This window comes from Brevibacterium permense, from assembly GCF_013280495.1.
GTDB lineage: Bacteria > Actinomycetota > Actinomycetes > Actinomycetales > Brevibacteriaceae > Brevibacterium > Brevibacterium permense.
The window spans coordinates 1-26,649 of sequence record NZ_JABSSX010000007.1 but is presented as its reverse complement, the minus strand read 5'-3'; the positions used below and the strand labels follow the sequence as shown (position 1 = coordinate 26,649).

Genomic DNA, 26,649 nt, shown 5'->3' with positions numbered 1-26,649 from the left:
CCGACTTCGTTGGTGGATCGAAAATTCTAGTTGCACTGTATACCTGTGGTCGGGGGCTGGGGAGAGCTGTTTCACTCGATGAACGGGGAAATCGGGGGTAGCCACCGCGTATTTGTCGTGGTATGGCTCACATCATTTCGATGGTTGCGCGGCGACGGAAGGGCCGCCTCGGCAGGGGATTGAGGAGTTTTCGACGTGTCTGAGAATGCGCATATGAGTGCACAGGAGGCCTGTGTTCTGCAAGGATGGGGTCAGAGTCTGTCGGGATCCATCCCGCGCGGACACGGAAACACTGTTAGCTTTTCCCCGAGATCGACTGGAGTCAGCGATGAGTTCGCCGCAGCATCCAACCGGGTCCGGACCACAGCCGTGGCAGGATCAGCCCCCGCAGCACCCGGGCCAGAACGCGCAGCAGCCCGGTGGTCAGCCGCCGGCCTACGGTTCGGGACCGGGACAGTTCGGTTCGGCGCCCGGCCCGGCCTACGGTTCGGGACCGGGACCCTACGGTTCGGCACCGGGACAGTCCGCCGCACAAGGTCCCTATGGTTCGGCCCCGGCCCAGTACGGTTCGGGACCCGGCCAGTACGGTTCTGCTCCCGGTCAGTACGGATCGGCGCCGGGACCCTATGGTTCGGCTCCGGGACAGGGCCAGTTCGGTCAGGCGCCTGCACCGAAGCGGAAGACCGGCCCGGGGATCCTCGGCCCGCTGACTCTGCGCGACCTCTTCCTTCTGTTCGCTGGTCTGCTCGCCTTCATCGCGCTGTTCGTGCCTTACCGGGGTTACAGCTACGGCGTCGGCAGCGAGACGGTCACCCTGTGGCATTGGAACGTTGCGGACATGGGCGCGCTCGTATTCGGAGTGCTCACGATTCTGCTCATCGTGGCGGCCGTGCTCGTCAACAAGCTCGGCAACAGCCGACTGCGGGTCGGATCGCTCAGCTTCGACCAGTTCATCTCCGTGCTCTCGGCGATCGCCTTCACCTATGTGTTCATCGATCTGCTCACCTCGGCGGTGTACTGGCATGTGGGCTCGTACCTGACGTTCTTCGCCGGCCTCATCGCGTTCTTCGCCGGAGTATTCACGATGCTGCCGTTCTTCGCCAAGGAGTTCGCCGGCCGCGAGGACATCGAAACCCATCCGAAGGCTCGCCCTGTCACCAAGCACACTCAGCACCCGGCACCCGTGGCCAATGTGCCCGGTGCTGCCGGCCCGGGCGCCGGTGCACCCGGATTCGCACCCCCCGGCGCGGCTCCGGCCGGTGGAGGACAGGCGGGACCCGGTCAGCCGGATCAGTTCGGCGGACCCGGACAGCAGGACCAGTTCGGCGGACCCGGACAGCCTGGTCAGCCTGCACAGCAGGGTGGACACGACCAGTTCGGTCAGCCGGGTCCGTTCGGTAGCTCGGAGCAGCCGACTCAGTTCGCCGCTCCCGCCCAGCAGGATCAGCCCGCCGACCAGCAGAACCAGCCCAGCCCCTACGCTCCGCCGCAGGAGCAGGATTCCGAGCGTTCGGCCAGCTTCTTCGCCGCAGCCCCTGCTGCAGGCACCTCGGACGCGGGCGCTGCGCCCGAATCCGCGGTTGCGGCATCGGACCAGGCCTCGGCCGACGGACCGGTGCACAGCACCGGTGACGGACAGACCTATCTGGGTCGTCACGATTCGGACGCCCCACAGCATTCGCAGAGCGAACCGACTCAGGCATTCGGTGTCGGAGCCGGTCAGCCGCAGACCGATGCGGCCGGAGACCAGACCGCAGCTGCGGGAAGCCAGACTGGTGAGTCGGACACCCGGCCCGCAGCGTCTGACGCTCAGCCCACGCAGTCAGATGACAAGTCACACTCGGGAGCCGCGGCCGCTGCCGCAGGTGCCGGAGTGATCGGTGCCGGTGCCGCCGGCGTCGCTGCCGCGCATTCGGATTCCGAACGTCGCCGTGGCCGCCACGCCGCTCCCGAAACGGAGTCCGACGCGGAACAGACTCCCGGTGCGGGACCGACTCCTGGTGCGGAATCAACCGACACCGGGTCGGCGGCTCAGAAGGATGAAGCGAACGACGACACGTCCGCGGACGGGTCCACGGCCGCCTCGGCGACGTCGGCCGAGACCCCCGCAGTGGTGTCACCGGCTGAGAGCAGCGACCTGGTCTCCAAGGTCAACGCCAAATCGTCCGACACGAATGCCGCCGAAGGTGCGACCGTCACCGGCGCGAACTCGGCTGCACAGGCCTCGACCGAAGCCGATCGGTCTTCGACAGGAAACGCACCGGAGAACGCGGCTTCGGCAAATGCGGAGTCGAACGCTTCGCCATCGGATTCCCCGGCATCGACCGACGGAACCACGGCGCAGGGTCCGGACGATGACGCCAACATCCGCTCCACCGAAGCCACCGTCGTCAGCACCTCGGCCGACGACAATGTCGTGTCAGATGACGAACCCACCTCAGTTGGCAAGACGGGCGCGGGCGACGATGAACAGGCGACCGCTGTGATGGAGCCGTCAGTCGGCTCGGAGCGGACCACCGCTCCCGAAAGCGAAGAGCCGACTCAGTACGTTCCCGTGGCCGAATACGCCAACCGGCCGGAGACCGACGGGGGCGCGGAGAGGTCGAACGACGAGACCATGGCACAGACGGCCGTCGACAACCAGCCGGTGCCCGTCGACGCGGGGCAGAACCGGTCCGGTGATGCGCCGAACGACGGACGGAGCGCCGATCAGGACAACGGCCAGGCTGAGAACCAGGACGGTGGACGCCCCATCATCCAGGCCTTCTGGTTCGCCGTTCCCGAACCGCGCGAAGCCGTAGACGAGACCACCGGAATGCCGGTGTTCACGATCTACCCCGGCGACTGGTACCTCAGCCTCGAAGACAACGGATCCTGGTTCAAGGTCCGCGACTCCGACGGCAGCACCACGGGACTCCTGCGCAATATCGAAGGAATCCAGCGCGGCTGATCCGACCGGAATCCACTCACACGTCAGCGTTGTGGACAGACCTCGGTCGAATCGGTGCCTACCGGCACCACATGATACGACCGGCCGGGCGGACCACCGCGGCTGACGTGGGCGGAGGCCACTGGCTGCCACTAGGGGCGCCTCCTGTGACTCAACCTCACAGGGGGCGCCCCTTCGTCGTCTCATCCACAGGGTGGTGCTCCGGTCTGGCCGGTGACGGCCGAGCGGGTCCAGGCTCGGTGCATGCAGGTAGCCCTCATCACCGACCTCGGAGCGATCACCGAAGAATGCGCTCGAGTGGCCGAAAGCATCGGCATCTCGCTGACCGTCCTGCCTCCCGACTCCGGAGGCTGGCAGTCCGCGTCGCTCATCCTTCTCGGCGAAGACGTCCGCGAAGCCCCCGCCACCGACCGGGCAGACACGGTTCTCGTCGCCCTCGACGATGACGAACCCTCCTCGACCTGGGCGAAGGCCGCCCACCTCGGCGTCGACCAGCTCGCCGTGCTGCCTGCTGCTGCGGAATGGCTGAGTGGGCGGATGATCGCTGCTGTCGAACCGCCGACGGCACCCGGGACCACGGTCGGCGTCGTCGCCGGATGCGGGGGAGCCGGAGCCTCCGTGCTCGCCTGCGCACTCGCCCGGCGGGCCGGAGCCGATCACAGCACCGTCCTCGTCGACGCGGACCCGCTCGGCGGGGGACTCGACCTCGTCCTCGGCGCCGAGCAGGCGCCCGGTCCCCGGTGGACCGACCTCAGTGCTTCCCGCGGACAGCTGCGCCCCTCCGCCCTGGCCGACGCGCTGCCCCGCCACGAGGGCCTCGCCCTTCTGTCGTGGGGGCGAGACGACACCGTCGACCTCGACCCGGACGTCTTCGATGACTTCCTCGCTGCGGCCGGTCAGGCCTTCGACCTCGTCATCGTCGATCTGCCCCGCCACGCCCCACCCCAGTGGACCCGGCGCTGCCATCATGTCCTCCTCGTCTCCCCGGCCCGGGTCAGATCCGCCGTCGCCTCCTCCCAAGTGGCCAAGCGGCTCTCCCACGCCCACCCGGATGTGCGCCTCGTCGTCCGTGAAACCGGGGCCGGCGGTCTCGACGCCGACCTCCTCGCCGATTCCATCGGGCTGAGCCTGGCTGGGAGCATCCGCGACGATCGGGGCCTGTCCGCCGCCGTCGACCGCGGCGAGGGAATCCCAGGTGGCGCGCACCTCGGCCGCCTCGTCGACCGGTTGCTGGGGGAGTGGGTGGAATGAGCGAATGGCTCGACGCCTCGCTCGTCGCCGATGTTCGCAAAACGCTGCTCGACAATCCGGGACCGGTGACCACGGCCGCCGTCGCCGAGGCGGTTCAGCGCACCGGACGCGTGCTCGGTTCCTCCGCCCTGCTCGAACTCGTCACCCGGCTGTCCGCGCAGCTGTCCGGGGCCGGACCCCTGCAGTCCGTGCTCGAGGTGCCCGGCACCACGGACGTGTTCGTCAACGGGCCGCGGGAGGTCTTCGCCGACACCGGTGACGGTCCCCAGCTGCTCGACCTGATCCTGGGATCCGAAGAGGACGTGCGGTCCTTGGCGGTGCGTTTGGCCGCCCTCGGCGGGCGCCGCCTCGACGATTCTTCCCCCTATGTCGACGTTCGTCTGCCCGACGGGGTGCGGATGAACGCGATCGTCCCACCGATCTCGGGGGAGACGACGACGATCAGCTTCCGCGTACCCAAACGGGCCGGATTCCCCTATTCCCAGCTCTGCGCCGAAGGGTTCGTCCCCGCTGAGATCAGCCCCCTCGTCGCCGAGGCGGTCACCTCACGGGCGAACATCCTCGTCTCCGGCGGAACGGGCACGGGAAAGACCGTCCTCCTCGGCGCTCTGCTGTCGCTGGTCGAACCGATCCAACGCATCGTCATCGTCGAGGACTCCCGTGAGCTCATCGTCACCCACCCGCACACCGTGCAGCTCGCCGCGCGTCAGGCCAACGTCGAAGGCGGCGGCGAAGTGACCCTGACCGACCTCGTGCGCAATGCCCTGCGGATGCGGCCTGATCGCCTCGTCGTCGGGGAATGCCGCGGCGCCGAGGTCCGGGACATGCTCACTGCCCTCAACACCGGGCACGAGGGTGGGTGTGCGACGATCCACGCGAACACCGCCGAGGCCGTGCCCAGCCGGGTGGCCGCGCTCGGTGCGCTGGCGCAGATGAGTCCGGACGCCGTGTATTCGCAGTTCTCCACCGCCATCGACCTTGTCATCCATTTGCGTCGCACGGGTTCCGAGCGGGGAGTCACGGAGCTGGCGATCCCGACGAGGACCGGATCCGAGGGAGTGGTGATGGAACCGGTGTGGGGTCGCCCCTCGCCGTCGACGGCCGGCACTGTCAATCGGCGTGCCCTGGCACGGTTCGAAGCCGTGCTCGAACAAAAGTCCGCGCAATGATCGTCGTCACCGCCGTCCTCATCGCGGCCGGGATCATCCTCGCCGCGCCCCCGGACCCGGGCTCCAGGCTGCGCGAGCTCTTGCGCCGTGGCGAGAGCGGCGAATCGGTGCGGAAAGGGGTGCGTGCCTTCTTTCGCCGAGGCGGTCATACCGCCGATGATCAGGCCGAACGGCTGTGGGCGATCGCCGCCGTGGAGAACTGCGCCCACCTGCTCAAGGTGGGGATGACCCCGCAGGCGGTGATGAGCACGCTGAGTCGCCGCAACGACGCCCTGATCCCGATCTCGCGAGCGATCTCACTGGGCGAGGAACCGGGACGCGCCATAGCCACCCGCAGCTCCGGACTGTCGGAGACCGCTGCTCACGTGCTGTCGGGAATGGCAGCTGTGTGGACGGTGTCCGAACGCTCCGGAGCACCGGCAGCGGAGATGATCCTCAGGTATGCGGCAGCGCAGAGAGACGCCCTCGACGCCGAACGCGAACGCCGCATCGCGATGGCCGGACCGAGGTCGACGGTGCGGGTGCTCAGCTGGCTGCCGCTCATCGGCGTCGGTCTCGGCTTGCTCATCGGCGTCCGCCCTCTGGAACTCATCACCGGACTGCCGGGACAGCTGAGCATCGGCGCCGGCCTCCTCCTGTACGGGGCCGGCCGGTGGTGGATGCGGACGATGATGCTCAAGGCACAGAGATGACCATGCTGATTGTGCTCATCGGTGTCTGCGTCGGACTCGGTGTGCTCCTGTGGTCAGGCTCGACCCGCGGGAGACTGCAGAGCCTCCTCGGCGAGGGCAGATCCGTTCCCACCGACACCGAGGCGGCCGCTGAGGAGGCGGGAACGGCGGAATCGGGGACGGCAGGAGCGGTGGCCGATGATCAGCTGGCGTTCGACCTCGACCTTGTGGCGATCTGCCTGACCTCCGGTCTGCCGACTCCCGTGGCGCTGACCCTGACCGCCGAGGCGACCGACGACCGGTCGGGCCTGCAGAGGATCGCCCGTGCGATGGCGATCGGAGGGCGCAGGCTCGCCGACGACGATCGTCTGCTTCCGGTGCTCGAGGTCTTCGAGTTCTCCGAACACACTGGAGTCGGCCCGGCACCGCTCATCGAGTCAGTGGCCGAGGAGCTGCGGGCTTCGTCCCGTCGGCGTCGGCAGGAGGCGGCCGCTTCGCTGGGTGTGCAGCTGGTGCTGCCCTTGGGCGTGTGCATTCTGCCGGCGTTCCTGCTGCTGTCTGTCGTTCCGGTCGTCATCTCACTGCTGACCGACCTCACGACCGTGTTCTTCTGAAGTGGTGACCGGGTGTTCAGACTCGACCGATAGGCTCGGGCCATGGCACCGGTCACACCTTTCAATCAGCTGTCCAATGTCGAACAAGCTGAGGACTACGCCGAGAATCTCTTCGTCGGTCGATCCGTGCGTCTGCGGCCGCTGAGGGAGGATGATCTGCCGTATCTCGAACAGTGGTGGTTCGATCCCTCGATCGTCGTCCTGCAGAATCACACGGTTCTGCCGCGGCCCGAAGGGGGTGTGTCCGAGCAGTTCTCGCAGTGGAGCGCGAACACCTCGAGTGAGGCAGTCGGCTTCAGCATCGAGCTGACCGAAACCGAGGAGTTCGTCGGCCATGTCACCCTCTACGGACGCAACCCCATCAACCAGTCAGCCACTCTGGCGATCGTCCTCGGACCTGAATTCCACGGCCGCGGATACGGCTCGGACGCCGTGCGACTGGCAGTGAAATACGGGTTCCTCCAATTGGGACTCAACCGAATCGAGCTGCAGACCTGGGCATTCAATACCCGCGGAATAGCCTCCTATACAAAGGCCGGATTCGTCGAAGAAGGCCGTCGACGTGAGGCTGTGTTCTTCAACGGTCGGCGCCACGACGAAGTGATCATGGCCATCCTCAGAGACGATTGGGCCGGCAACAGCTGAAGCGTCGGCGCCACTGACTCGCACGCCGTTTCCTGTGGACGGCGCCTCCACCCGCACACCGTGAGCCTGTGGATGCAGAACCCGTTTCCACAGGTGCGAATCCGGCCCTGGACACGGCAGCATGCCGACTCCCAGGCTGAAGGTCCGCTCGCAGAGTGCGAACGGGGATTCAGCCAAGGAGGAGAGCATGGCCACCACATCACCGTCCCCGGAGATCGAGGAACCGTCGACCGGGCACATCGAACCGGTCGAGGACCACAGTGAGATCGAACAGTTCTGGGAACCCGACGCCGGAGCGACCACAGCTGAATATGCGATCACCACTCTGGCCGCGTGCGGATTCGCCGCACTGCTCGTCGTGGTCCTCAAATCCGAACCGATCAAGGAACTCATCACCGGGGTCATCTCCTCGGCGCTCGGTCTGGGAAGCTGAACCGTCATGCCATGCGGACGCTCCCGTCAGCGGCAGCGAGGATGGGATCGGGATGCGGGAACGGCGACGGCGGAATTCGCCGTCGTCATGCCGGCGGTCGTTCTTCTCATCGTGCTGCTCACGGGAGCCGCCGCTGTCGGGTTCTCCCAGCTGCGAGCCTTCGACGCGGCACGGTCCGCGGCCCGTGAGATCGCCCGTGGCGAACCCCGGGCCGCTGTCGTGTCCGAAGCGAAGAAGCACGCCGGTGACTCCTCCTCGGTCCGCGTTCGAGCCGACGGCGGATACTCGGTCGTCACGGTTACGATCGAGCTGCCGGCCGCGATCTTCTTCCTCGACACCGTCGACGCGGATGCCACCGCACGATTCGAAGGGGACAGAGGCGGACCGTCATGACGAACATCGTCGTGGGACTCTGCTCGATCGTGCTCGTCCTCGTCACCGCGATCGGCAGCCTCGGCCAGGCGTTCGTCGCCCACAGTCGGGCACAGAGCGCCGCGGATCTGGCGGCGCTCGCCGCCGCGGATGCCGTGCGCGGACTGGCCACCGGGGAACCGTGTGAGACGGCGAAGGAGGTAGCGGTTCGCAACGGCGGCCACCTCAAGGACTGCCGTGCTTCATTGAATGAGCAATCGGCCTATGTCGTCATCGAAGTCGACATCCCGGGACCACTGCCGAAAGTCAGAGAGGAGGCGGTCGCCGGGAAATGAGGGGGATCGCTACCTGAGCACGGTGCGCAGCAGCCGCAGCGCAGCGTCCTTCTCCAGCGGTTCGTTGCCGTTGCCGCACTTCGGCGACTGCACGCACGACGGGCAGCCGTCGACGCACTCACATGCGGCGATGGCGTCCCTGGTTGCACCTAGCCATTCTTCGATGACCTCACTGCCGCGTTCGGCGAATCCGGCACCACCTGCCAGACCGTCATAGACGAACACCGTCGCCAGTCCGGTGTCGGCATGCAGCGCCGTCGACACTCCGCCGATATCCCAGCGGTCGCAGCCGGCGAAGAGCGGCAGCAGACCGATCGAGGCATGCTCGGCGGCATGGACGGCTCCCGGCAGGTCTCCGGAGACGACTTCGGCCTCGTCGAGGACGCTCTGCGGAATCGTCCACCACACGGCCTTTGTTCGCAGCGTGCGCTCCGGCAGGTCGAGCTCGTGTTCGGCGATGATCGCTCCACCGCGCTTGGCCCGCATCCGGTAGGCGACGACCTGATCCTTGACGTCGACGGTGCCGCTGCACACAGCCACCCCAGAGGGCAGAACCCGCTGCGCATCGGTGTCGACGATCGAGATCTCGGTCTGCGAGCGCGGCTGAGTCGTGTAGTCGACCTCGGCACGTTCGACGGCGACGATCCGGTCCTCTAGGTCGAGATCGAGGACGGTGAAGTCGATTCCCTGATGTGTGTACACAGCGCCCGGGTGGGCTCCCGTATGTGCACCCGATTCGTCGACCGTGCCCAGCAGAGTGCCGGTGCTCGCTTCGACCAAGCTGAATTGTCCGCCGCCGGAACCGCGGATATCGGACAGGTCGGTCGCCGGTTGGTCTTTTGCCCAGAACCATCCGGTCGGCCGTGCCCGCAGCATCTTCGCCTCCACGAGGTCGTCGATGACGGCGGGCGAATTGTCCGGGAAGTGCACGAGGTCGGCCGACTTCAGCGGCACCTCGGCGGCGGCCGCACATAAGTGACCCGAGAGCACGTGCGGATTGCCCGGATGGATGACGCCGGCGTCGACGGGGGAGTCGAAGATGACTTCGGGGTGATGGACGACGAAGGTATCGAGCGGATCGTCGCGGGCGATGAACACGGCCATCCACCGTTGACCGGCTCTGCCGGCACGCCCCGCCTGCTGCCACAGGGAGGCCAGGGTTCCCGGCCAGCCGGAGATGATGACGAGGTCGAGTCCGGAGATGTCGATGCCCAACTCCAGAGCATTCGTCGACGCCACGGCCAGCAGCTGACCCGACCGCAGAGCCGTCTCGAGCATCCTGCGCTCTTCGGCCAGATACCCGCCCCGGTATGCGGCGACCTTGCCGGTCAGGGTCTCATCCACCTGACCCACCTGGTCTCGGACCGTCTGCGCCAGGGCTTCGGTGCCTCGGCGGGAGGCGATGAACGTGATCGATCGATATCCGGCGCACGTGGAATCGGTGATGACATCGGCGGCCTCGACCAGACCGCTGCGCCGGTCCCCGCCCGGTGACACAGGAGGCTCCCACAAGGCGAAGCTGCCGGCCGCGCGTGGGGACGAGTCCTCGGTCACCGCGTGTGCGGGCCGCCCGGTCAGCTTCGCAAAGGCCACGTCCGGGTCCGCCATCGTCGCCGAGGCTCCGATGACGACCGGGGCCGCTCCGTAGTGGGCGGCGATGCGCAGCAGGCGGCGCAGGATGAGAGCGACGTGGGAGCCGAACACTCCGCGGTAGCGGTGGGCCTCATCGATGACGATGAAGCGCAGGTTCTTGAACATTCGGGCGAAGCGCTCGTGCTGGGGCAGAATGCTGCGGTGGAGCATGTCCGGGTTGGTGAAGATGATGTTCGCATGCCGTCTCGCCCAGTCCTTCGAGACTTGAGAGGTGTCCCCGTCATAGCTGGCCGGGCGCATGCCCTGGATGACGAAGCGTTCGAGTTTGGTCAGCTGATCGGCGGCCAGAGCCTTCGTCGGAGCGATGTAGATCGCCGAGGCGGTGCGCAGCTTCCCGCGAGTCGATTGGATCGCTTCGAGCACCGGCAGCCAGAATCCCAATGACTTGCCCGACGCGGTGGGGGTGGCGATGACGACGTCGGAACCGTCCCTGGCCGTCTGCGCCGCCTCGAGCTGGTGCTGCCACAGAGCGTCGACGCCGATGGAATGGCATGCGTGCTTGAGTTCCTCGTCGATCCAGTCCGGCCACTCGGCATCCCGTTCGAAACGCTGCGGGATATCGCGGACATGGACGATCCGCTCATCCCGGGCACCGAAACCGGTGACGATGTCGAGAAGAGCAGAGGAGGCCATGAGTCAATTATGGCGCAGTCGCTAGGATTCTTCTGTGACTGATCTGCCGTTTGCCCACCTGGGCGAGACCCTCTACCGTTCCGGATACACCGAACCACGGCTGCGCCAGTTCTGGGGTGGTCCGACCTCGGCGGCGCTGCTGCGCAACAACGCCGCACCCGCCATCCACCACTGCGCCCGGACGCTGGCGGACCAGTCGTCGACGGCCGCCGACCGGGCCATGGCCAGCGCGGCGCTGCTCTTCCACTTCCACCGCACAGTCCCGGTCGCCCAGGCCCGTGCCCTGCTGGGGGAGTCCTTCGACACCGCCGCCGAGGCGGGGCTGATCACCGTGGACGACGACGAGGTGACCGCCGCCTTCGCCCTGACCCCCTATGAACTTCCCGTCGGTGTTCCGCGCGGCTTCCGTCCCGGGGACGAGAACCTCTACCTCGTGGCCGACCACGGCACCCTGACCACACCGGATGTCCTCGACGGAGAATTCGTGCTCGGACTCGGGGGAGCCGGCAGGACACTGGTGTCGATCACCCCGCGCGACCACGTCGGTGTGGCCGCCGACATCGGCACCGGCTGCGGAATCCAAGCACTGCTGCTGGCCCGTCACAGCGACCGAGTCATCGCCACTGACATCTCCCACCGAGCACTGCGTCTGGCCGAACTCTCGGCCGGACTCAACGGCGTGACGACGATCGAATTCCGGCACGGCTCGCTTCTCGAACCATTGAACGAACCCGTAGATCTGCTCGTGTCGAATCCGCCGTTCGTCATCACCCCGCGCAGCACGGACACCACCTTCGAATACCGAGACGGCGGAATGACCGGGGACCGACTCGTTCGGGAGCTCTTCACCCGGATCCCCGAGAACCTCACCCCGGGCGGACGCAGCGTCTGCCTCGGAAACTGGGAAGCCGCCTCGGGGACGGACGATGGACCGGAGACCTGGGTCGACGATGCGGATACATCGGTGTTCGTCATCGAACGCGAGGCCCTTGACCCCGTCGCCTACGCGGAAACGTGGATCCGCGACAGCGGGATTCCTCGCGCCAGCACCGCCTGGAACGACGCAGTCGCCGCATGGCTCGACGACTTCGCCACCAGAGCTGTGGACGAAGTCGTCTTCGGGTACGTGCTGATGGCGAAGTCCGATAACGATGTGCCAACGATTGGTACCGAAGATCCCGCGATCGGAGACGTCACCTCGGACGTCGACCGCGGACCGTCGGGGACGGCCGAGGGAGTATTCAAGACCGGGGTCAGAGTCACCTCGGCGCCGGCGAACAATCCGTACGGACTCGCAGAGTTCCTCACCACGATCATCGCGATCCGGTCGTGGCTGGCAGCGGCCGGACCGGAGGAGATCGCCGCGACCGCTTTCACCCGCTCACCCGACCTCGTCGAACATCGCCACTACGTTCCCGGAGCGCCGGAACCCAACTCGATCACCTTGGAACAGGGGATCGGCTTCGGACAGGTCTTCGACCTCGATACGGCACTGGCCGGATTCGTGTCCGTCGCGGACGGGACGCTGACCCTGCGACAGACGGCCGGGGCCTTGGCCCAGCTTCTCGAGGTCGATCCCACGGCACTGGAAGACCAACTCGTGGCCCAGGTCAGAGCCCTGTGCGCGGCGGGTGCACTGCTGCCCGACGGCGGTTTGATCGGGAGCTCGACGGCTCGGACAGCGGCGGAATAGGGATAGGATCGGAAACCGTTGACCCCATGTCCGTGCCGAGATCGGACGAGACCCGGGCAGCATCCGGGCCGCAGGTGCCGATGAGGAACGTGTCCGTTCAACAGTGTTACATTGGGCCGGATCGTCCGTTGCAGCGGGCAGCTGATGCCGTGAGAGGAATGTGAAAGCGTGACCACAACCGAGAAGAAGCCCCGTCGCCTCGTCATCGTCGAGTCCCCGACGAAGGCGCGAACGATTGTGGGATACCTCGGCGACGGTTATGACGTCGAGGCCTCCGTCGGTCATATCCGCGACCTGCCCACCCCTTCGGAGCTGCCCGCCGACATGAAGAAGGGGCCGTACGGAAAGTTCGCTGTCGACGTCGACAACAACTTCGATCCCTATTATCGGATCGATCCGGGCAAGAAGAAGAAGGTCACCGAACTCAAGCGTCTGCTCAAAGACGCCGACGAACTCTACCTGGCAACGGATGAGGACCGCGAGGGAGAGGCCATCGCCTGGCATCTGCTCGAAGTCCTCAAACCGAAGATTCCGGTCAAGCGCATGGTCTTCCACGAGATCACGCCTGAGGCGATCGAACGGGCCCTGGAGAACACCCGCGATATCGATTCCTCGCTCGTCGACGCGCAGGAGACACGCCGCATCCTCGACCGTCTCTACGGCTACGAGGTCTCACCCGTGCTGTGGCGCAAGATCCGTGCCGGGCTCTCGGCCGGACGAGTGCAGTCCGTGGCCACCCGTCTCGTCGTCGAACGCGAACGCGAACGAATGGCCTTCGTGCCCGCAGACTACTGGGACCTCGATATCGATCTCGGTCTGCCGGACGGGACGAACCCGTTCGCCGCGAACCTCACCACTCTCGACGGATCGCGGGTGGCCAGCGGCCGTGACTTCAACGACAAGGGCGAGCTGAAGAACACCTCGGCGACGATCGTCGACCAGGCGCGAGCGGAATCCCTGGCCACGGAGCTGAACGGCAGCGCCAAGGATGCGCTGACGGTGACCGCGGTGGAGTCGAAGCCGTACTCCCGGCGCCCGGCCGCACCCTTCACGACCTCGACCCTGCAGCAGGAAGCCGGACGCAAACTGCGCATGAGCGCTCGTCAGGCCATGCGCACCGCTCAGTCGCTGTACGAGCATGGCTACATCACCTATATGCGTACCGACTCCTCGGCGCTGTCGGGTCAGGCCATCGCTGCCGCCCGCAAGCAGGTGACCGAACTCTACGGTCCCGAATTCGTTCCGCAGTCGCCGCGCCAGTATGCGAGCAAGCAGAAATCGGCGCAGGAGGCCCACGAGGCGATCCGTCCCGCCGGTGACTCCTTCCGCACCCCGGCACAGGTGTCCAAGCAGCTCAACGGAGACGAGTTCCGTCTCTACGACCTCATCTGGAAGCGCACCGTCGCCAGCCAGATGGCCGACGCGAAGGGCAAGACCGCGACCATCAAGGTCAGCGCCGCTCTCGCCGACGGCCACGAGGCCGGATTCAGCGCCAGCGGCACCGTCATCACCTTCCGCGGATTCCTCGCCGCCTACGAAGAGGGTCAGGACGCGTCCCGCTACGACACGAAGTCCGGGGAGTCGCGGCTGCCGCAGGTCGAAGAGGGACAATCGCTGTCGGTCGTCAAGGCCGAAGCCGACGGCCACACCACCGCTCCGCCGCCGCGCTTCACCGAAGCCAGTCTGGTCAAGCAGCTCGAAGAGCTCGGCATCGGCCGACCCTCGACCTATGCTGCGACGATCTCCGTCATCCAGGACCGCGGCTATGTGACGACTCGCGGCAACGCATTGGTGCCCAGCTGGTTGGCGTTCTCCGTCGTCCGCCTGCTCGAAGAGCACTTCACCGGTCTGGTCGACTACGCGTTCACCGCTGATCTCGAATCCGAACTCGACCGGATCGCGATGGGCGAGGAGGACCGCAACGACTGGTTGGCCGGTTTCTACTTCGGCGACAAGGACCAGGACCGTGAAGGTCTCAAGGCGATCGTCGACGACCTCGGCGATATCGATGCCCGCGAGGTCAACACCATCGCCATCAGCGAGGGCGTGAACCTGCGCGTGGGCCGCTACGGTCCCTACCTCGAGGTGGCTTCGGAGAAAGACGGAGAGGACCCGAAGCGGGTCTCCGTCCCCGACGATCTGGCACCCGATGAGCTGACAGCGGCGAAGGCAGCCGAACTCATCGAATCCCAAGGCGACGGCGACCGCGAGCTCGGTGTCGATCCGGAGACCGGACACACCATCGTGGCGAAGAACGGTCGTTTCGGACCCTATGTCTCCGAGGTGCTGCCCGAACCCGAGGAGAAGCCGAAGCGGGGCGCGAAGAAGCCGAAGCCGCGCACAGGTTCCCTGTTCAAGTCGATGGATCTGAACTCGATCGACCTCGAAACCGCGCTCAAGCTGCTCAGCCTGCCGCGCGTGGTCGGTCAGGACGAAGAGGGCACGGACATCACCGCGCAGAACGGCCGCTACGGACCGTACCTGAAGAAGGGAACCGACTCCCGCTCCCTGACCGATGAGGAGCAGATCTTCAACATCACCCTCGAAGAGGCGCTGAAGATCTACTCCGAGCCGAAGCAGCGCGGCGGTCGTCGGGCCGCGGCACCGCTGAAGGAACTTGGCGAGGACCCCGAGACGAAGAAGCCCGTCGTCGTCAAGGACGGTCGCTTCGGCCCGTATGTCACCGACGGTGAGACGAACGCGACCCTGCGCAAGGACGACTCCGTCGAAGCCGTGACGCTCGAACGCGCCGCGACTCTGCTCGCTGAGAAGCGCGCGAAGGGACCGGCGAAGAAGAAGGCTCCGGCGAAGAAGGCCCCCGCCAAGAAGACGGCTGCGAAGAAGACGACGGCAGCCAAGACGACAGCCGCGAAGAAGACCACCGCGTCGAAATCAACAGCGTCGAAGACGACAGCGGCGAAGAAGACAGCGGCGTCCAAGTCGACTGCGTCGAAGGCCACGGCGTCCAAGACGACAGCGGCGAAGAAGACGAGCACGGCCAAACCGAAGACTCCCTGAGTCGACGGCTGCCGAGCTCGCGGCAATCACCTGTCACCGCTTTCGCCACCTGCCTGATACTTCAGCCAGGTGGCGAAAGTCGTTTCTTCTCCCGTGGCCTGTGATTGTTGGGTCGATCCACGGTGATCTCAGCGCGGAAAACACCGTGGATCGACCCAACAATTGCCGATTGCCGATACCGGCCACGTACTCCAGTGCTTCTGGGACGAGGTCAGCCGCGTCAGGGGCGAGATCAGCCGCGTCAGGCGCGAGGTTAGCCGCGCGACGAATCTGCGAAGTCGGTGAGCGCCTGGCCGTCGAGTCGGTAGGTCTCCCACTCGTCCTGCGGCTTCGCACCCAGCGATTCGTAGAACCCGATGGACGGGGTGTTCCATTTGAGCACGCACCATTCGAGCCGCGTCAGTCCGCGCTCCTGGCAGATCTGCGCCAGCCGGCCGGGCAGCGCCTTTCCGGCTCCCGAGCCGCGATGTTCGGGCAAGACGAAGAGGTCCTCGAGCCAGATGCCGTTCCTGCCCGTCCAGGTCGAGAACGAATGGAACCAGATCGCGATGCCGATGACCTCGCCGCCCGCCTCGGCCACGAGACCGAACGTGTTCGCATGACCATCGTCGGGGAACATCACGGCCGCGAAATCCGCCTCGGTGGCCTCCACCGCATCCGGTTCCCTTCTCATAGACAGCCAGCGCGCGGACAAGCCGCAGGATCTCGGGCAGATCAGAGCGTTCTGCTTCACGAATGGTGACGGTCATGGTGTGTGCTCCCAAAGTCGTTCGGTCAAAGGAATTCAGCCTCCGCGGTTCGCGCGCTGTCCCGGCCTGTGGCGGCCACAGCTTTTGCCGACCTCACAGCCGGTGCTTGTCCGCGTGGGCGGCTACTTCGGCCAGCTCCTCGGCGGTGGGGGACAGGGGCGAATCCGGATTCGCGTCGGCGTAGTAGGCGGCGAACGCCTCGGCGACGGAATCGATCGTCACCGTCGGATGAACCTCGCTGATCGATCCGCCCGTGGACGGATCCCAGTTGATTCCGAGGGCGGCTTCGACGTCGGTGAGTACCGCGCGGATCGGTTCCGGGTCCTCGACGACGACGGACGACGAGAACAGCCAGGCACCGGAGACCACGCGCTGGGCGGTGCCGATCGCTTTGATCCGCCCGGCCACGTTGACACTGTGTTCACCGGGACAGTATTCGCCGGGAATCTCGCCGAGGCGGGCATCGATGCCCAGCCCGCGCAGCACCTCGACATAGTCCTGGCCGAAACCGGTGAACCGTGCGTTGGTGTTAGTGATGAATGAATCACTCGGTTCGATGTGATCGATGACCAGCGAACCCGGATGGTATGCGGCCGCGCGCCCGCCGAGGCTGCGCAGGGCAGGCGTGAAATCGTGATCCCGGGCCGCTTCGATGGCGGTGGCGAACCCGGGCAGGAAACGATCCCTGGCACCGAACGCCAAGGTCGGGGCCGGTCGGTACATCCGCAGGGTCGCCCCGCGGCGTCCGGCCTTGACCGAATCGAGGAGGACGCGGGCGAATGCGAGTTCCTCCACGGGGCCAAAGCCTTCCGCCGCCACCGTGGTCATCGCCAGTGAGTCTGTGTGCACGAGTTCAAGGGTAGAGGATCGGCAGGCCTGGTCGGGTTCGGGTTGTCGCAGATCGCACTCGTTTCCAAGAGATATGTCAGTTCGGGCAGATAGTGTAGGGCTGTGAGCATGTTGACGACTACAGGACACCGACTGCCCGGAGCCCCCGGCCGCCTGGTCACCGAGACCGCCGCCTGGGGTGCCCTGATCGTTCTTGTCGCGATCAGCTATGTCGTGGCAGGAACCAGCGGACTCGTCGCGACGGTGGGCGGACGCGCCTACACCGCCATGGGAGAGTCTCTCAGCGCCGGAGGCTTCGACAACCAGATGGGCAGTCTGTCGCTGCTCATCGTCTTCGCCCTCTCCTGCGCCGGTCTCTTCATTCCCGCGAAGGTCTTCGCCTCCCGACCGCCGGCCGTGCGCAAGACCGCTCTGAGCATCTCTGCGATCGTCGAAGCCGCCATCCTCGTCGTCCTCAGCCTCGCTCCCAGCGCCTGGTTGACCTGGGTCGCGGCCCTGTTCCTCGGGGCCGTGGTGGGTCTGCTCATGAGCATCAATCCCTTCAGACACGAGAAGCCGTGGCGCCGTGTCGGCATTCCCGCGGCCGTTCTCGTCTTCGTATCCTGCGCCTTCCAGATCCTCGGCGGCTCTGCAGCGGGAACTCAAGCGCTCGGCTGGGTGTCTCTGCTGGTGGGCATCGGCATGGCCGCCGGTTCCGTCATCATCTTCCTCACCCCCGAACGTGCCCTGCACGCAGAGTCGGCGACGACCGGACAGTTCCCTGAACTCAAGGCCCGGGTCGCCCGCCCCGCAGAGGCGATTGCGAACCCGTGGGTGTGCATCGGCCTCTTCGCCGTCCTCGGCGCCACCTTCATCCTCGCTCAGCCGACGGCGATCGGCCACGGCTATGGTCAGGCCGGGTTCGCGGTCATCATCGCCTGCTGCCTCGTCGGATGGGCCGTCGGATTCGAGATGGGACCGACTTTCGCCCCCGGGATGTCCCGTCCGCGTGTGTCCACTTTCGCTCTGCTCGTCTCCGGTGTGCTGCTGCTCGCCACCGGAGCCATCAACGAACTCTCCGGCAAGGTCGTGCTCTCGGCCGCAATCGCATTCCTCGTCGGCATCGGCGTGCGCGCTCAGCCCTATGACTTCTCCCGCCGCTACGGTGCCGTCGCGGGCGCCGGCCTGGCCTTGGTGATCAACGCACTCGATCTCGGCGGCACGGTCGAAGTCGGTTCAAGTCCTGACTGGATCCTGGCTCCCAGCGACGTCGCGTTCCTCATCTTCGGCATCGCCGCCCTGGTCGCCGGAGTCATCGGACTCTTCACCTTCGACCCGCACAGACTGCAGGGGCTGTCCGTCGACATCGTCCACGGATTCCGCCCGCCCAGCCAGCCGCAGCCTGCGGCCGGCGGACTCGGGAACTCGGCCGAACGCCTCGGCGCCGGATTCTTCATCGCCATCGAAGGCGGAGATGGTTCCGGCAAGACCACACAGATCAAACGCATCTCCGCGGCTCTGGCCGATGACGGCTACCACGTGGAGGCTACTCGCGAACCCGGCGGCACCGAACTGGGCACGAAGATCCGTTCTGTTCTCTTCGACTCCGACCCGCCGAGCTCGCGCACCGAAGCCCTGCTCTTCGCCGCTGACCGTGCCCACCATGTGGCATCCCTGGTCGACCCCAGCCTCGACGCCGGAAACATCGTCATCACCGACCGGTACATCGATTCGACGATCGCCTACCAGGCAGCCGGTCGCAGCTTCGACGAGAAGACGATCCTCGCGCTGAGTCGGTGGGCCACCCAGGGGCTCGTACCGAACCTGACGATCGTCCTCGACATCGAACCCGAGGTCGCCGCCGAGCGGATGGGCAAGCGCGGCGACAGCAACTACCTCGACCAGGAGAACCAGCAGTTCCACCAGCGGGTGCGCCAGACCTACCTGTCCCGTGCCCACAAGGAACTCGACCGGTACGTCGTCCTCGACGCTTCGGTCGACGCCGATGAGCTCACCGAACAGATCCTCGCAGCCATCCGCGCCCGCCTTCCGCAGACGCTGGTCAAACGCGACACCGGCACCGAGGCTGCCCCCGCCTCAACATCGAATGCTGAGCCCGACAGCGGCTCGGAACGCAGCTCCGTGCCGATCGCTGCCGTGGCCGTCGGAACCGTGCCTGACGACGACAAAGACGAAACATTCTCTCCCGACTCCTCCGCAGAAGTGGACGGTGCACCTGAGACTGCAGACGACTCTGTCGACAGCCGGGATACGGCAGATGGCTCCGCCGAGGATGACACCGATGCGGACGACACCGACGAACGCGATACGCGCGGCGAAGACGAGATGCACGAACGCGGACCGCGTTTCGTCCCCGCCTCCGGTGATCGGTTCATCCCCTCCGCCGTCACCGACGCCGAGGCCGAGATCTCGGGTGCTGTTCCCACCAAACGCGTCGACCTCGGAGCGGATCTGCGAGAGGATCCGGCCGCCTCGGCGAATGTGGAACGCTCCGCCGCTTCCGCATCCCCGGCATCCGCGGATGAGAATGCGGACCGGGATTCGGAACGCGACGAGGAGGAACTTCCGTCCTTCTTGGAACCGAAGGGCTCGCATCGTTCAGATGAGGCCCCGAACCGTTCCGACGAGGACGCGGCGACCACGGTGCTGCCGGCCAGCGGGACCGCCTCGGAGGCGCTCGTCGACGACAGCGACGAGGCCGATGGGGTGCCGACGGACCGAATCGCCACGGACGAGAATGCTGAGACTCGGATCGTCAACCGCGTCGACCCCGAAGACGCCGAAACTCGCGTTGTCCACCGTGCCGATCCACCTGCCGAAACCGGAACGGATGACGCAGCAGGCGACTCGGTCGACGGCGGGGACGCGGAGACCACGGTTCTGCCAGCCCGCACCGCCCGCGAGATGAGCCGTGAACGACTGCAGGCTCAGGCCGAGATCGAACGGCAGGCTCGGGAGCGCTTGCGCCAGCAGCGCGAACGCAGCAACCGTCGCTTCACCAACCGGGAGGATTCCTGAAGTGAGCGTCTTCGACGAACTCGTCGGCCAGGATGACGTCATCACCCAGCTCGGCTATGCGCTCGACAACCCGGCGGCGATGACCCATGCGTGGCTGTTCACCGGACCGCCCGGGTCGGGCCGATCGAATGCGGCGCGCGCCTTCGCCGCCGCGCTCATCTCCGGGGGCACTGAATCGAATGACGTGACCGCCCGAGTGCTGTCGGGTCATCACGAGTCCCTGACGATCATGTCGACGCAGAAATCGGTCATATCGATCGAAGAGGTCCGTGAACTCGTGTCCAAGGCACAGGCGTCGCCCGTGAACTCGAAATGGCGCGTCGTCATCATCGAAGATGCCGACCGGATGATGGAACGCACAGCGAACGTGCTGCTCAAAGCCATCGAAGAGCCGCCTCCGGGAACCGTGTGGCTGCTGTGCGCGCCGAGTCCGATCGATGTGCTCACCACCATCCGGTCGCGGTGTCGTCCTGTGCGACTGCGCATCCCCTCTCGGGATGCCGTGGCACAGCTGCTGATGCAGCGCGACAACGTCTCGGAAGATCGCGCACACTGGGCTGCCGCAGTGGCCCAGAACCACATCGGGCGCGCGAAATACCTCGCACTCAACGAATCGGCTGATGCCGAACGTAAACAGATTCTCGCGATCCCCGGCAAACTCACCTCCGTGGGGGCGACGATCCGTTTGGCCGGCCGCATCGTCGACAACGCTGCCGAAACCGCGAAGTCACGAGTCGAAGAGCGCAACGCCGCCGAGCGGACTCAGCTGTTGACCACCTTGGGTGTCGAAGGGGAGAAGACGATTCCGCCGTCGGCCAGAGCGCAGATCAGGAAGCTCGAGGAGGAGCAGAAGCGTCGCTCGGTGCGGGCCCGCAACGATGAGCTCGACCGGATCTTCCTCGAGCTCATGAGCCTCTACCGGGACATTCTCATGTACCAGCTGGGGATCCGAGACGGATGGATCAACGCCGGCGAAGTCGATCTCATCGCCGAACAGGCGAACCGGGACGGCCCCGATACCACTTTGCTGCGCATCGACGCGATCACCGAGGCCCGGCAGCGCCTGCAGACGAACATGTCGCCCGTGCTCATCGTCGAAGCAGCCTTCGTGCTGCTGTCGAACCCCTGGCTGCAGGAAGACCGCACCGGCGCGATCTGAGAGCCGATGGTCGAGCGCGCCAGGGGAGTGGCAGAAGAGGCTCAGCCGTTGCCGAGGAGTTCTGCGACGAGTGCCGCGCTGAGTTCGATGCGGCGGGGAATCCAGATCTGCAGAGCGTGTTCGGTCCGGGCGTGGGAACCTCCGCCGACGGTGCCGAGGCCGTCGAGGGTCGGCGTCCCGACTCCGGCGGTGAAGTTGCCGTCCGACCCGCCGCCGACTGCGACTGACCGCAGCGGGGGATGCCCGAGTCGTCCGGCCAGCCGTTGGGCACGGGCATAGAGGCCCATCGCCATGTCCTCTTCGAGCGGAGCGCGGTTGATTCCGCCCTTGAGTTCGATCTTCGCACCAGCCACGGCGGGCGTCAGGGCGCGCAGAGCGTCATCGATGCGCACCTGTTCATCCGCCGAGGCAGCTCTGGAGTCGATTCCGACGACGGCTTTGGCTGGCACGGTGTTCGTGGTCGATCCGCTGGTCATCACGGTCGGGACGACGGAGGTTCCGACCGAGGGTTTGTGCAGTGCAGCGATCTCGATGACCTGGTTGGCCACTTCGATGGTGGCGTTGATGCCTTTCTCCGGTTCGACTCCGGCATGCGATGCCAGACCGGTGACTTCGAGCTGATAGATCGCCACGCCTTTGCGAGCGATCTTGACGGCACCATCGGCGGCACCGCTCTCGAACACGAGTGCGGCCCTTGCCTCACGCGCTTCGTCTTCGATGATCTGTCGGGAACCAGGGGAGCCGAGTTCTTCATCGGCGGTGATGAGGAGGCTGACACCATCGAGGTGGCCGAGTTCGGCACGGACCTTCGCCAACGAATAGATGGCGATGAGCAGACCGCCCTTCATATCGTCGGCCCCAGGTCCGCGGACCACTCCGTCCTTGACCGAGTACGGGAAGTCGGCGAGGGTGCCAGTGGGCCAGACGGTGTCATGGTGGCCGATGAGCACGACCTTGCGCAGTCCGGTGCCGAAGCGCCACAGAACATGCGGGTGACCGTCGGTCTCGATGATCTGAGGTGCGGCACCGAGCATTCCGGTGCCGATTCGCGAGACGAGTCGGGCACTGCGGGCCAGGGAAGAGAGGTCGTTGGAGAACGACTCGCATTCGATGAGCGCCTGGAAATCACTCATGAAGTCGTCGGAGTCGAACTCTGCCATGGATGTCTCACCCTCGTGTCTGTGCCAACTGTCCTTTCAAGGTTAGCGGGTGCGTGACTGTTGCTGTGCGGCACCCGTTCGACGGCGGGCCAGACGCCCGGATGTCGCCCGTCAGTAAGGGGGTGACGAAGCTCTCTGTCTTCACCGCCCAGCTGGGTGATCGCCGTTTTGACCGCTGGCAGAGAAGTTGGCTAGAGTTGGTTCGGTTGCCGCCTTAGCTCAGTCGGCAGAGCGATTCACTCGTAATGAATAGGTCGCGGGTTCGATTCCCGCAGGCGGCTCGGCAACAGCCCCTCCCACCAGGACAGACTCTGGTGCGGGAGGGGCTTTCTCGTTTCCCAGAACACCGAATAATGCGGTTACGATGCGCTTTGCAACCACTCATCCAGCACCCCCAACCACACCGGCAGGGCCGATATTGAGCCGCTGCACATAGTGTTTCGCCGTCACTCCAACCTCAGAGTGTCCAAGCTGCTGGGACGCATTGTCCCAGCCATCCGCCGTGTAGATCGTCGTGGCAACGGTCTTGCGGATCGTCTTCGGCGTCACCCAGTCGAGCTCAGCGATCTTCCGCACCTGCCGGAAGTGAGCACGATAGTTTGACGGATCCCGCCACGTCCCGGTCTCTGACGCGAACACTGCCTCCGACTCCGGTCTGAACTCCCGGTCTTCAAACTGTCGGCGCGATGCTTCGGCTGCGATAGTCGGCAGGTACAGGATCCGTTTCGAGGTCTCCGACTTCGGCGCCGGCTGGTACTGCATCCCACCACCATCCGCACCCAGAGTGACAGTGCCCATGACGGAGATCGTTGGGGGAGTGGCTTCGAGGTCGACGTCGTCCCAGCGAATGGCGAGGAGTTCACCGATGCGAACGCTGGTGCCGAGCATGACGTCGATGCTGTCCGCGATTTCTCGGCGCACGGGCTTGTTCGCGGTCACCGGTGTTGCTTCCCATGTTCGGGCCGCGGTGCGCAGCTGTTGAACTTCGGCTGCCGTCATCGCCCGAACTTCCTGCGGTTGTTCTTTCACCGTGGAGATACCGAGAGCAGGGTTCGCCGTGAGGGCGTCCAGGTGTACCGCGTCAGCGAAGATCCTGCGCAACACAGAACGTGCCTGTTTCGCTGTTGTTTGCCCGTGAGCGTCGCTGATACGCACAACACCTCGTTCGAGGCGTCCTGTGGTGCATTCTGTGAGCCTGAGCATGCCGAGCTCTTCCTTGATCCACTTCACTGCTGCACGGTAGGTGCGAACAGTTGAGGCCGGCGGGTTCGCGGATTCGCGCCACCGGGTGAACCAGTCGCCAGCGAACGAACCAAGGGTGCCCGTGCCGGACACTTCCCCGGCGATCGTCTGCTCACGCAACTCAGTCAGATGCTCGAGGAGTGCGTTGCGTGCGGCTTCCTTCGTGGCGCCGGTTCGGAACCGCGGCACCGTCTTCCCGTTTGCCTTCCGAAACCGTGCGCTTGCCCGGTAGTTGCCGCGTGTTCCGGAGACACTGATGTTGCCCCATGCGCCCACGGGGAGGGGTATGCGTGCCATGGGTGTCCTATCTGGTGCTGGTGATATGGATGAGCAACGCCCGTTCTGTCGGTGAGAGTGCCCGCAGCCGGTCCTCAAGAACTTCCGGTGTCACCCAGAGTTCGTCGGCGGCCTCATGAGCGTTGTGAGCCCACCGGAACACGTCAACCAGGGCATCCCAGTCGATGAGTTTTCGGGCGGCGTAACGGCGTGCCGTGAGTTCTTCTTGGACAGTTGTCTCAGTGGTGTGTCCAAGATCAATGTGTGCGAGTTCGTGCGCGAGCGTGCAGCGGCGCTCGACCTGCAACAGGTCGACTTCTAACCAGATAGCGCTGGTGCCGTCCGTGGCGCCGCGAACACCTGGGGGAAGATCACGCCACGACAGTGTGATGTGAGGACGCGACCGGAGGTCACGCCAAGGGTGGTGACTTTTCATGGGACCGACCATAGCCAGACCCACGGACACGACAGGATTAGTCGTCGATCTTGTCGAACACGTGAGTCCTCGCGATTTCAGGGCCCTCTGAGAGCTTGTAGCCGCGAGCTGCCGCAACCTTCACTAGAACGTCGTAGCCGATCTTCGAAGCCCGGGGAGTATGCACCACCGTCGCGGATCCGTCGAAGACGTGGTCGAGGATGGTGTCAGCATTCTCTTCGTCCTTTTCCGCTGACTCTCTCCGGGCGCGAACATGCCGAAACCGATGAACGCACCGAGCATGGGTTGACCGGTAAGGAAGATGGCGCCCAGGACCAAAAAGAAAATGATGATCTCCTTGGGCGAACCCTATCTGTAGTTGCCTACTCTGGGGAGTCTTCTCCTCGGGCGCGACGCTCCGCTTCTGACTCTCCGGTGTCTGCCGCGAGTCCGAGGATTTCGTCGATCGGTGTTTCGTCTGCCTCCCGTTGCCGACGGCGAAGCTCTTCTAGCTCGTCCGCCGTCAGCCCTGCTTCGAAATCCCATTCGAGTAACCACCTACTCGCTGTTGAGGTGTTCACCCCGACTGCGGCCGCAATGTCGGCAATGCTCTGCCCAGCCTCACGTCGCATGGTTATCTCGTCGCGCAGACGCGCCTTGTCCTCGGCCACCGCATGACGCTTTGTTGGAGAGATGGGGCTGATGCCACGCCGATACCGGTCATAGCAACGTTTGCACAATCCACGCGCTATTGCGTCTCGGTCACACCACACTGTGGCACAGGTACTCATGCTGGGCTCATCGTTGAGGACATGGCAATAGGGTAGCGGATGCAACGTAGGCCCCCACGTAACAGTGGTGGGGGCCTACGTTGCTTCATAGCGGGATCGTCGTGGCTGGACGGGCCCGAGTAGCGACTACTTTTCGCCCAGCACTCTCTTGACGAAGCTGGTGGCACGCTCGTTCAGTTTGTCGACGCGCATTGACACATGGGCTTCGAAGTCATTGTGACCTTCGACTGCGCGAGGAGGATTCCTGACGATCTCGGAGCACTCGAAATTGCCGTGTATGAGCGTCCCGAGCGAATTGCCGTTTCGTCCCGAAGGACCGGCCTTCTTCGCTGTGAACATCCGAACGCCGGTGGTCTCGTGCAAGTCCTCGCACCAACTGCACATCGCTTGAGACTTCGCCATGGGCACTGCCCTGAGCATCAGTCCGCGTGGGACGTCGTCCACGGGGACGACAATATAGGCCCGTTGGGGGATTTTCGCATCAGCCCAACCAAAGTAGTCGAGCTCCGCCCACTCGATCTCAGCGAGATTAGGCGGCAGTGCGATCTTTTCCACTTCGCGGCGAGAGGTGTTGATAAAGGACTTCTTGATCTGAGTGGCATTAAGTTGCTGCATGACTGGCTTTCTCTGATGTCAGTAGTTGCCTGAAGTTGAATAGCCGTGAAGCCGGTACAGTTTAGCCTTCGCGCAATCTTGCGGGCAGCTCATTTGGGGGTGCTGGCGGACTGTGTTCGCACCAAGCATGACCGGTGAACGCGAGTGGCTAACTGAGAATGGTTAGCTTGGCAATCGGCTACGGCAACAGGGAATGGGTAGAAGCTAGGTCGACTGTGATTAGGCACAAGTCACCCATCACCCGACCGGCTGTCAACGCGGGGTTCGGGTGATTCTAGAGCAGCAAGACTAGAAGCAGGCCACGAAGGCCACCATTCCCTTCTTCCTGAGATTCCAGGAGGTTCGGCGAAAGTTTTCGGATTTGACTATACCCAAGTCCGCGGCGCGGGTACAACAACTGACGCGTCTGCTGGCGCCGATGCTTCCCGAGCGAAATCTGTGCTAGCTCGGGTCGTGTGCAACCGTGTCCGGTTCGGAGTTTGGCTGTGGGCGAAGTACGGTGGATGCACAATAGAACACATGATCGAATATGATGACTACGGCACGGCCACTTGGCGGTACTGGCAGAAGATCCGCAACGACGTCGGTGCCCGCGGCTCGTATCGAGACCGTCCGCCGGTCGCGGTGCGTGCCCGTGTGGGACTGGTGCAGAGAGAGGTGACAATCGGGGTGTCACGCTGCGACTGCAGGTGACTCAATAATTGCTTCGTACTCAACAGGTGTCAAACGACCCAACCGGGCTTGCCGCCGACGTCGGTGATACGTCCGCTCAATCCACGTCACGATCGCGAGCCTCAACTGCTCTCGGCTCGCCCACGGGACTGATGCAGGGTTTGGGGACATCTGATCTGGCTTGTTCACAGGCAAGCCTGGAAGGATTGACACCATGCCACAGCCCTATCCGAAAGAGTTCCGCGACGACGTCGTCCGAGTCGCCT

22 protein-coding genes, 1 tRNA gene and 1 pseudogene are annotated in these 26,649 nt (G+C 65.1%); 15 read left to right on the top strand and 9 right to left on the bottom strand.

From position 1 onward, the window contains the following. Positions 1-328 precede the first annotated feature (328 nt). The 9 genes from HK353_RS11015 (at position 329) to HK353_RS10975 (ending at position 8,440) form a co-directional block, all read left to right on the top strand. A complete protein-coding gene (locus tag HK353_RS11015) occupies positions 329-2,950 on the top strand; it encodes a hypothetical protein (protein ID WP_173156099.1) in 2,622 nt (873 codons plus the stop codon). Between the two features lie 243 nt (positions 2,951-3,193). Next, positions 3,194-4,201, top strand: coding sequence for a septum site-determining protein Ssd (gene ssd, locus HK353_RS11010; RefSeq protein WP_173156097.1), 1,008 nt, complete (start codon positions 3,194-3,196; stop codon positions 4,199-4,201). After that, positions 4,198-5,370 (top strand): TadA family conjugal transfer-associated ATPase, encoded by a 1,173-nt coding sequence (locus HK353_RS11005; protein ID WP_173156095.1) that lies wholly within the window; start codon positions 4,198-4,200, stop codon positions 5,368-5,370. The genes ssd and HK353_RS11005 overlap by 4 nt, the downstream gene beginning before the upstream one ends. Next, positions 5,367-6,062 carry a type II secretion system F family protein gene (locus HK353_RS11000; RefSeq protein WP_173156093.1) on the top strand — a complete coding sequence of 232 codons (696 nt, stop codon included), beginning with the start codon at positions 5,367-5,369 and terminating at the stop codon, positions 6,060-6,062. The genes HK353_RS11005 and HK353_RS11000 overlap by 4 nt, the downstream gene beginning before the upstream one ends. Further along, positions 6,059-6,655: a type II secretion system F family protein gene (locus HK353_RS10995; RefSeq protein WP_245395957.1), complete on the top strand. Its 597-nt coding sequence runs from the start codon at positions 6,059-6,061 to the stop codon at positions 6,653-6,655. Before HK353_RS11000 ends, HK353_RS10995 begins: the two co-directional genes overlap by 4 nt. 42 nt (positions 6,656-6,697) lie before the next feature. Continuing rightward, positions 6,698-7,300 (top strand): GNAT family N-acetyltransferase, encoded by a 603-nt coding sequence (locus tag HK353_RS10990; RefSeq protein ID WP_092016110.1) that lies wholly within the window; start codon positions 6,698-6,700, stop codon positions 7,298-7,300. Positions 7,301-7,487: 187 nt separating this feature from the next. Then, positions 7,488-7,733, top strand: coding sequence for a DUF4244 domain-containing protein (locus HK353_RS10985; protein ID WP_173156091.1), 246 nt, complete (start codon positions 7,488-7,490; stop codon positions 7,731-7,733). Between the two features lie 6 nt (positions 7,734-7,739). Continuing rightward, on the top strand, positions 7,740-8,126 hold the full coding sequence (locus tag HK353_RS10980) for a TadE family protein (RefSeq protein ID WP_173156089.1): 387 nt from the start codon (positions 7,740-7,742) through the stop codon (positions 8,124-8,126). After that, a complete protein-coding gene (locus HK353_RS10975; protein WP_173156087.1) occupies positions 8,123-8,440 on the top strand; it encodes an Rv3654c family TadE-like protein in 318 nt (105 codons plus the stop codon). Before HK353_RS10980 ends, HK353_RS10975 begins: the two co-directional genes overlap by 4 nt. 9 nt (positions 8,441-8,449) lie before the next feature. On the opposite strand, the gene HK353_RS10970 is transcribed toward HK353_RS10975, so the two are convergent. Next, entirely contained in the window at positions 8,450-10,726 is a 2,277-nt protein-coding gene (locus HK353_RS10970; RefSeq protein WP_173156085.1) for a DEAD/DEAH box helicase, read from the bottom strand. Between the two features lie 34 nt (positions 10,727-10,760). Here HK353_RS10970 and HK353_RS10965 point away from each other — a divergent pair, with 34 nt between their 5' ends. After that, complete coding sequence (locus HK353_RS10965; RefSeq protein WP_342589898.1) at positions 10,761-12,419, top strand: methyltransferase; 1,659 nt, start codon at positions 10,761-10,763, stop codon at positions 12,417-12,419. A gap of 168 nt (positions 12,420-12,587) precedes the next feature. Then, on the top strand, positions 12,588-15,437 hold the full coding sequence (gene topA / locus HK353_RS10960) for a type I DNA topoisomerase (RefSeq protein WP_173156083.1): 2,850 nt from the start codon (positions 12,588-12,590) through the stop codon (positions 15,435-15,437). A gap of 253 nt (positions 15,438-15,690) precedes the next feature. Here the strand turns inward: topA and HK353_RS10955 are convergent, their stop codons facing one another. Together HK353_RS10955 and HK353_RS10950 are read right to left on the bottom strand one after the other, a co-directional pair. After that, positions 15,691-16,110, bottom strand: a complete 420-nt coding sequence (locus tag HK353_RS10955) for a GNAT family N-acetyltransferase (protein WP_342589897.1) — start codon at positions 16,108-16,110, stop codon at positions 15,691-15,693. Between the two features lie 169 nt (positions 16,111-16,279). Beyond that, positions 16,280-17,014: a lipoate--protein ligase family protein gene (locus HK353_RS10950; RefSeq protein WP_173156301.1), complete on the bottom strand. Its 735-nt coding sequence runs from the start codon at positions 17,012-17,014 to the stop codon at positions 16,280-16,282. A 129-nt stretch (positions 17,015-17,143) separates the two neighbouring features. Between HK353_RS10950 and tmk the strand changes: the two genes are divergently transcribed. Together tmk and HK353_RS10940 are read left to right on the top strand one after the other, a co-directional pair. Beyond that, a complete protein-coding gene (gene tmk, locus HK353_RS10945) occupies positions 17,144-20,053 on the top strand; it encodes a dTMP kinase (RefSeq protein WP_173156299.1) in 2,910 nt (969 codons plus the stop codon). Position 20,054: 1 nt separating this feature from the next. Next, positions 20,055-21,212 (top strand): DNA polymerase III subunit delta', encoded by a 1,158-nt coding sequence (locus tag HK353_RS10940; RefSeq protein WP_062244797.1) that lies wholly within the window; start codon positions 20,055-20,057, stop codon positions 21,210-21,212. 41 nt (positions 21,213-21,253) lie between these two features. On the opposite strand, the gene HK353_RS10935 is transcribed toward HK353_RS10940, so the two are convergent. Beyond that, entirely contained in the window at positions 21,254-22,372 is a 1,119-nt protein-coding gene (locus HK353_RS10935; protein ID WP_173156081.1) for a M20/M25/M40 family metallo-hydrolase, read from the bottom strand. A 208-nt stretch (positions 22,373-22,580) separates the two neighbouring features. Here HK353_RS10935 and HK353_RS10930 point away from each other — a divergent pair. Then, a tRNA-Thr gene (locus HK353_RS10930) sits at positions 22,581-22,653 on the top strand. Positions 22,654-22,753: 100 nt separating this feature from the next. Here the strand turns inward: HK353_RS10930 and HK353_RS10925 are convergent. The 4 genes from HK353_RS10925 to HK353_RS10910 form a co-directional block, all read right to left on the bottom strand. Beyond that, a complete protein-coding gene (locus tag HK353_RS10925; protein WP_173156079.1) occupies positions 22,754-23,911 on the bottom strand; it encodes a site-specific integrase in 1,158 nt (385 codons plus the stop codon). 7 nt (positions 23,912-23,918) lie between these two features. Continuing rightward, on the bottom strand, positions 23,919-24,326 hold the full coding sequence (locus HK353_RS10920; RefSeq protein ID WP_173156077.1) for an ImmA/IrrE family metallo-endopeptidase: 408 nt from the start codon (positions 24,324-24,326) through the stop codon (positions 23,919-23,921). 362 nt (positions 24,327-24,688) lie between these two features. Beyond that, positions 24,689-24,976 (bottom strand): helix-turn-helix domain-containing protein, encoded by a 288-nt coding sequence (locus HK353_RS10915; protein ID WP_173156075.1) that lies wholly within the window; start codon positions 24,974-24,976, stop codon positions 24,689-24,691. Between the two features lie 246 nt (positions 24,977-25,222). Next, a complete protein-coding gene (locus tag HK353_RS10910) occupies positions 25,223-25,711 on the bottom strand; it encodes an FBP domain-containing protein (protein WP_173156073.1) in 489 nt (162 codons plus the stop codon). Between the two features lie 519 nt (positions 25,712-26,230). Between HK353_RS10910 and HK353_RS10905 the strand changes: the two genes are divergently transcribed. Then, positions 26,231-26,404, top strand: a complete 174-nt coding sequence (locus tag HK353_RS10905) for a hypothetical protein (RefSeq protein WP_173156071.1) — start codon at positions 26,231-26,233, stop codon at positions 26,402-26,404. Here HK353_RS10905 and HK353_RS16835 read toward each other — a convergent pair. Beyond that, a pseudogene (locus HK353_RS16835) lies at positions 26,384-26,527 on the bottom strand (IS3 family transposase); the annotation flags it as partial. The gene HK353_RS10905 and the pseudogene HK353_RS16835 overlap by 21 nt on opposite strands. Positions 26,528-26,649: the final 122 nt, after the last annotated feature.

Coding starts and splice junctions, on each gene's coding strand:
- HK353_RS10955 (WP_342589897.1), bottom strand. CDS start 16,110: ATGAGAAGGGAACCGGATGCGGTGGAGGCCACCGAGGCGGATTTCGCG.
- HK353_RS10920 (WP_173156077.1), bottom strand. CDS start 24,326: ATGAAAAGTCACCACCCTTGGCGTGACCTCCGGTCGCGTCCTCACATC.
- HK353_RS10970 (WP_173156085.1), bottom strand. CDS start 10,726: ATGGCCTCCTCTGCTCTTCTCGACATCGTCACCGGTTTCGGTGCCCGG.
- HK353_RS10990 (WP_092016110.1), top strand. CDS start 6,698: ATGGCACCGGTCACACCTTTCAATCAGCTGTCCAATGTCGAACAAGCT.
- HK353_RS10995 (WP_245395957.1), top strand. CDS start 6,059: ATGACCATGCTGATTGTGCTCATCGGTGTCTGCGTCGGACTCGGTGTG.
- HK353_RS11000 (WP_173156093.1), top strand. CDS start 5,367: ATGATCGTCGTCACCGCCGTCCTCATCGCGGCCGGGATCATCCTCGCC.
- HK353_RS11005 (WP_173156095.1), top strand. CDS start 4,198: ATGAGCGAATGGCTCGACGCCTCGCTCGTCGCCGATGTTCGCAAAACG.
- ssd (WP_173156097.1), top strand. CDS start 3,194: ATGCAGGTAGCCCTCATCACCGACCTCGGAGCGATCACCGAAGAATGC.
- HK353_RS10925 (WP_173156079.1), bottom strand. CDS start 23,911: ATGGCACGCATACCCCTCCCCGTGGGCGCATGGGGCAACATCAGTGTC.
- HK353_RS10935 (WP_173156081.1), bottom strand. CDS start 22,372: ATGGCAGAGTTCGACTCCGACGACTTCATGAGTGATTTCCAGGCGCTC.
- HK353_RS10950 (WP_173156301.1), bottom strand. CDS start 17,014: ATGACCACGGTGGCGGCGGAAGGCTTTGGCCCCGTGGAGGAACTCGCA.
- HK353_RS10975 (WP_173156087.1), top strand. CDS start 8,123: ATGACGAACATCGTCGTGGGACTCTGCTCGATCGTGCTCGTCCTCGTC.
- HK353_RS11015 (WP_173156099.1), top strand. CDS start 329: ATGAGTTCGCCGCAGCATCCAACCGGGTCCGGACCACAGCCGTGGCAG.
- HK353_RS10910 (WP_173156073.1), bottom strand. CDS start 25,711: ATGCAGCAACTTAATGCCACTCAGATCAAGAAGTCCTTTATCAACACC.
- HK353_RS10985 (WP_173156091.1), top strand. CDS start 7,488: ATGGCCACCACATCACCGTCCCCGGAGATCGAGGAACCGTCGACCGGG.
- tmk (WP_173156299.1), top strand. CDS start 17,144: ATGTTGACGACTACAGGACACCGACTGCCCGGAGCCCCCGGCCGCCTG.
- HK353_RS10905 (WP_173156071.1), top strand. CDS start 26,231: ATGATCGAATATGATGACTACGGCACGGCCACTTGGCGGTACTGGCAG.
- HK353_RS10980 (WP_173156089.1), top strand. CDS start 7,740: ATGCCATGCGGACGCTCCCGTCAGCGGCAGCGAGGATGGGATCGGGAT.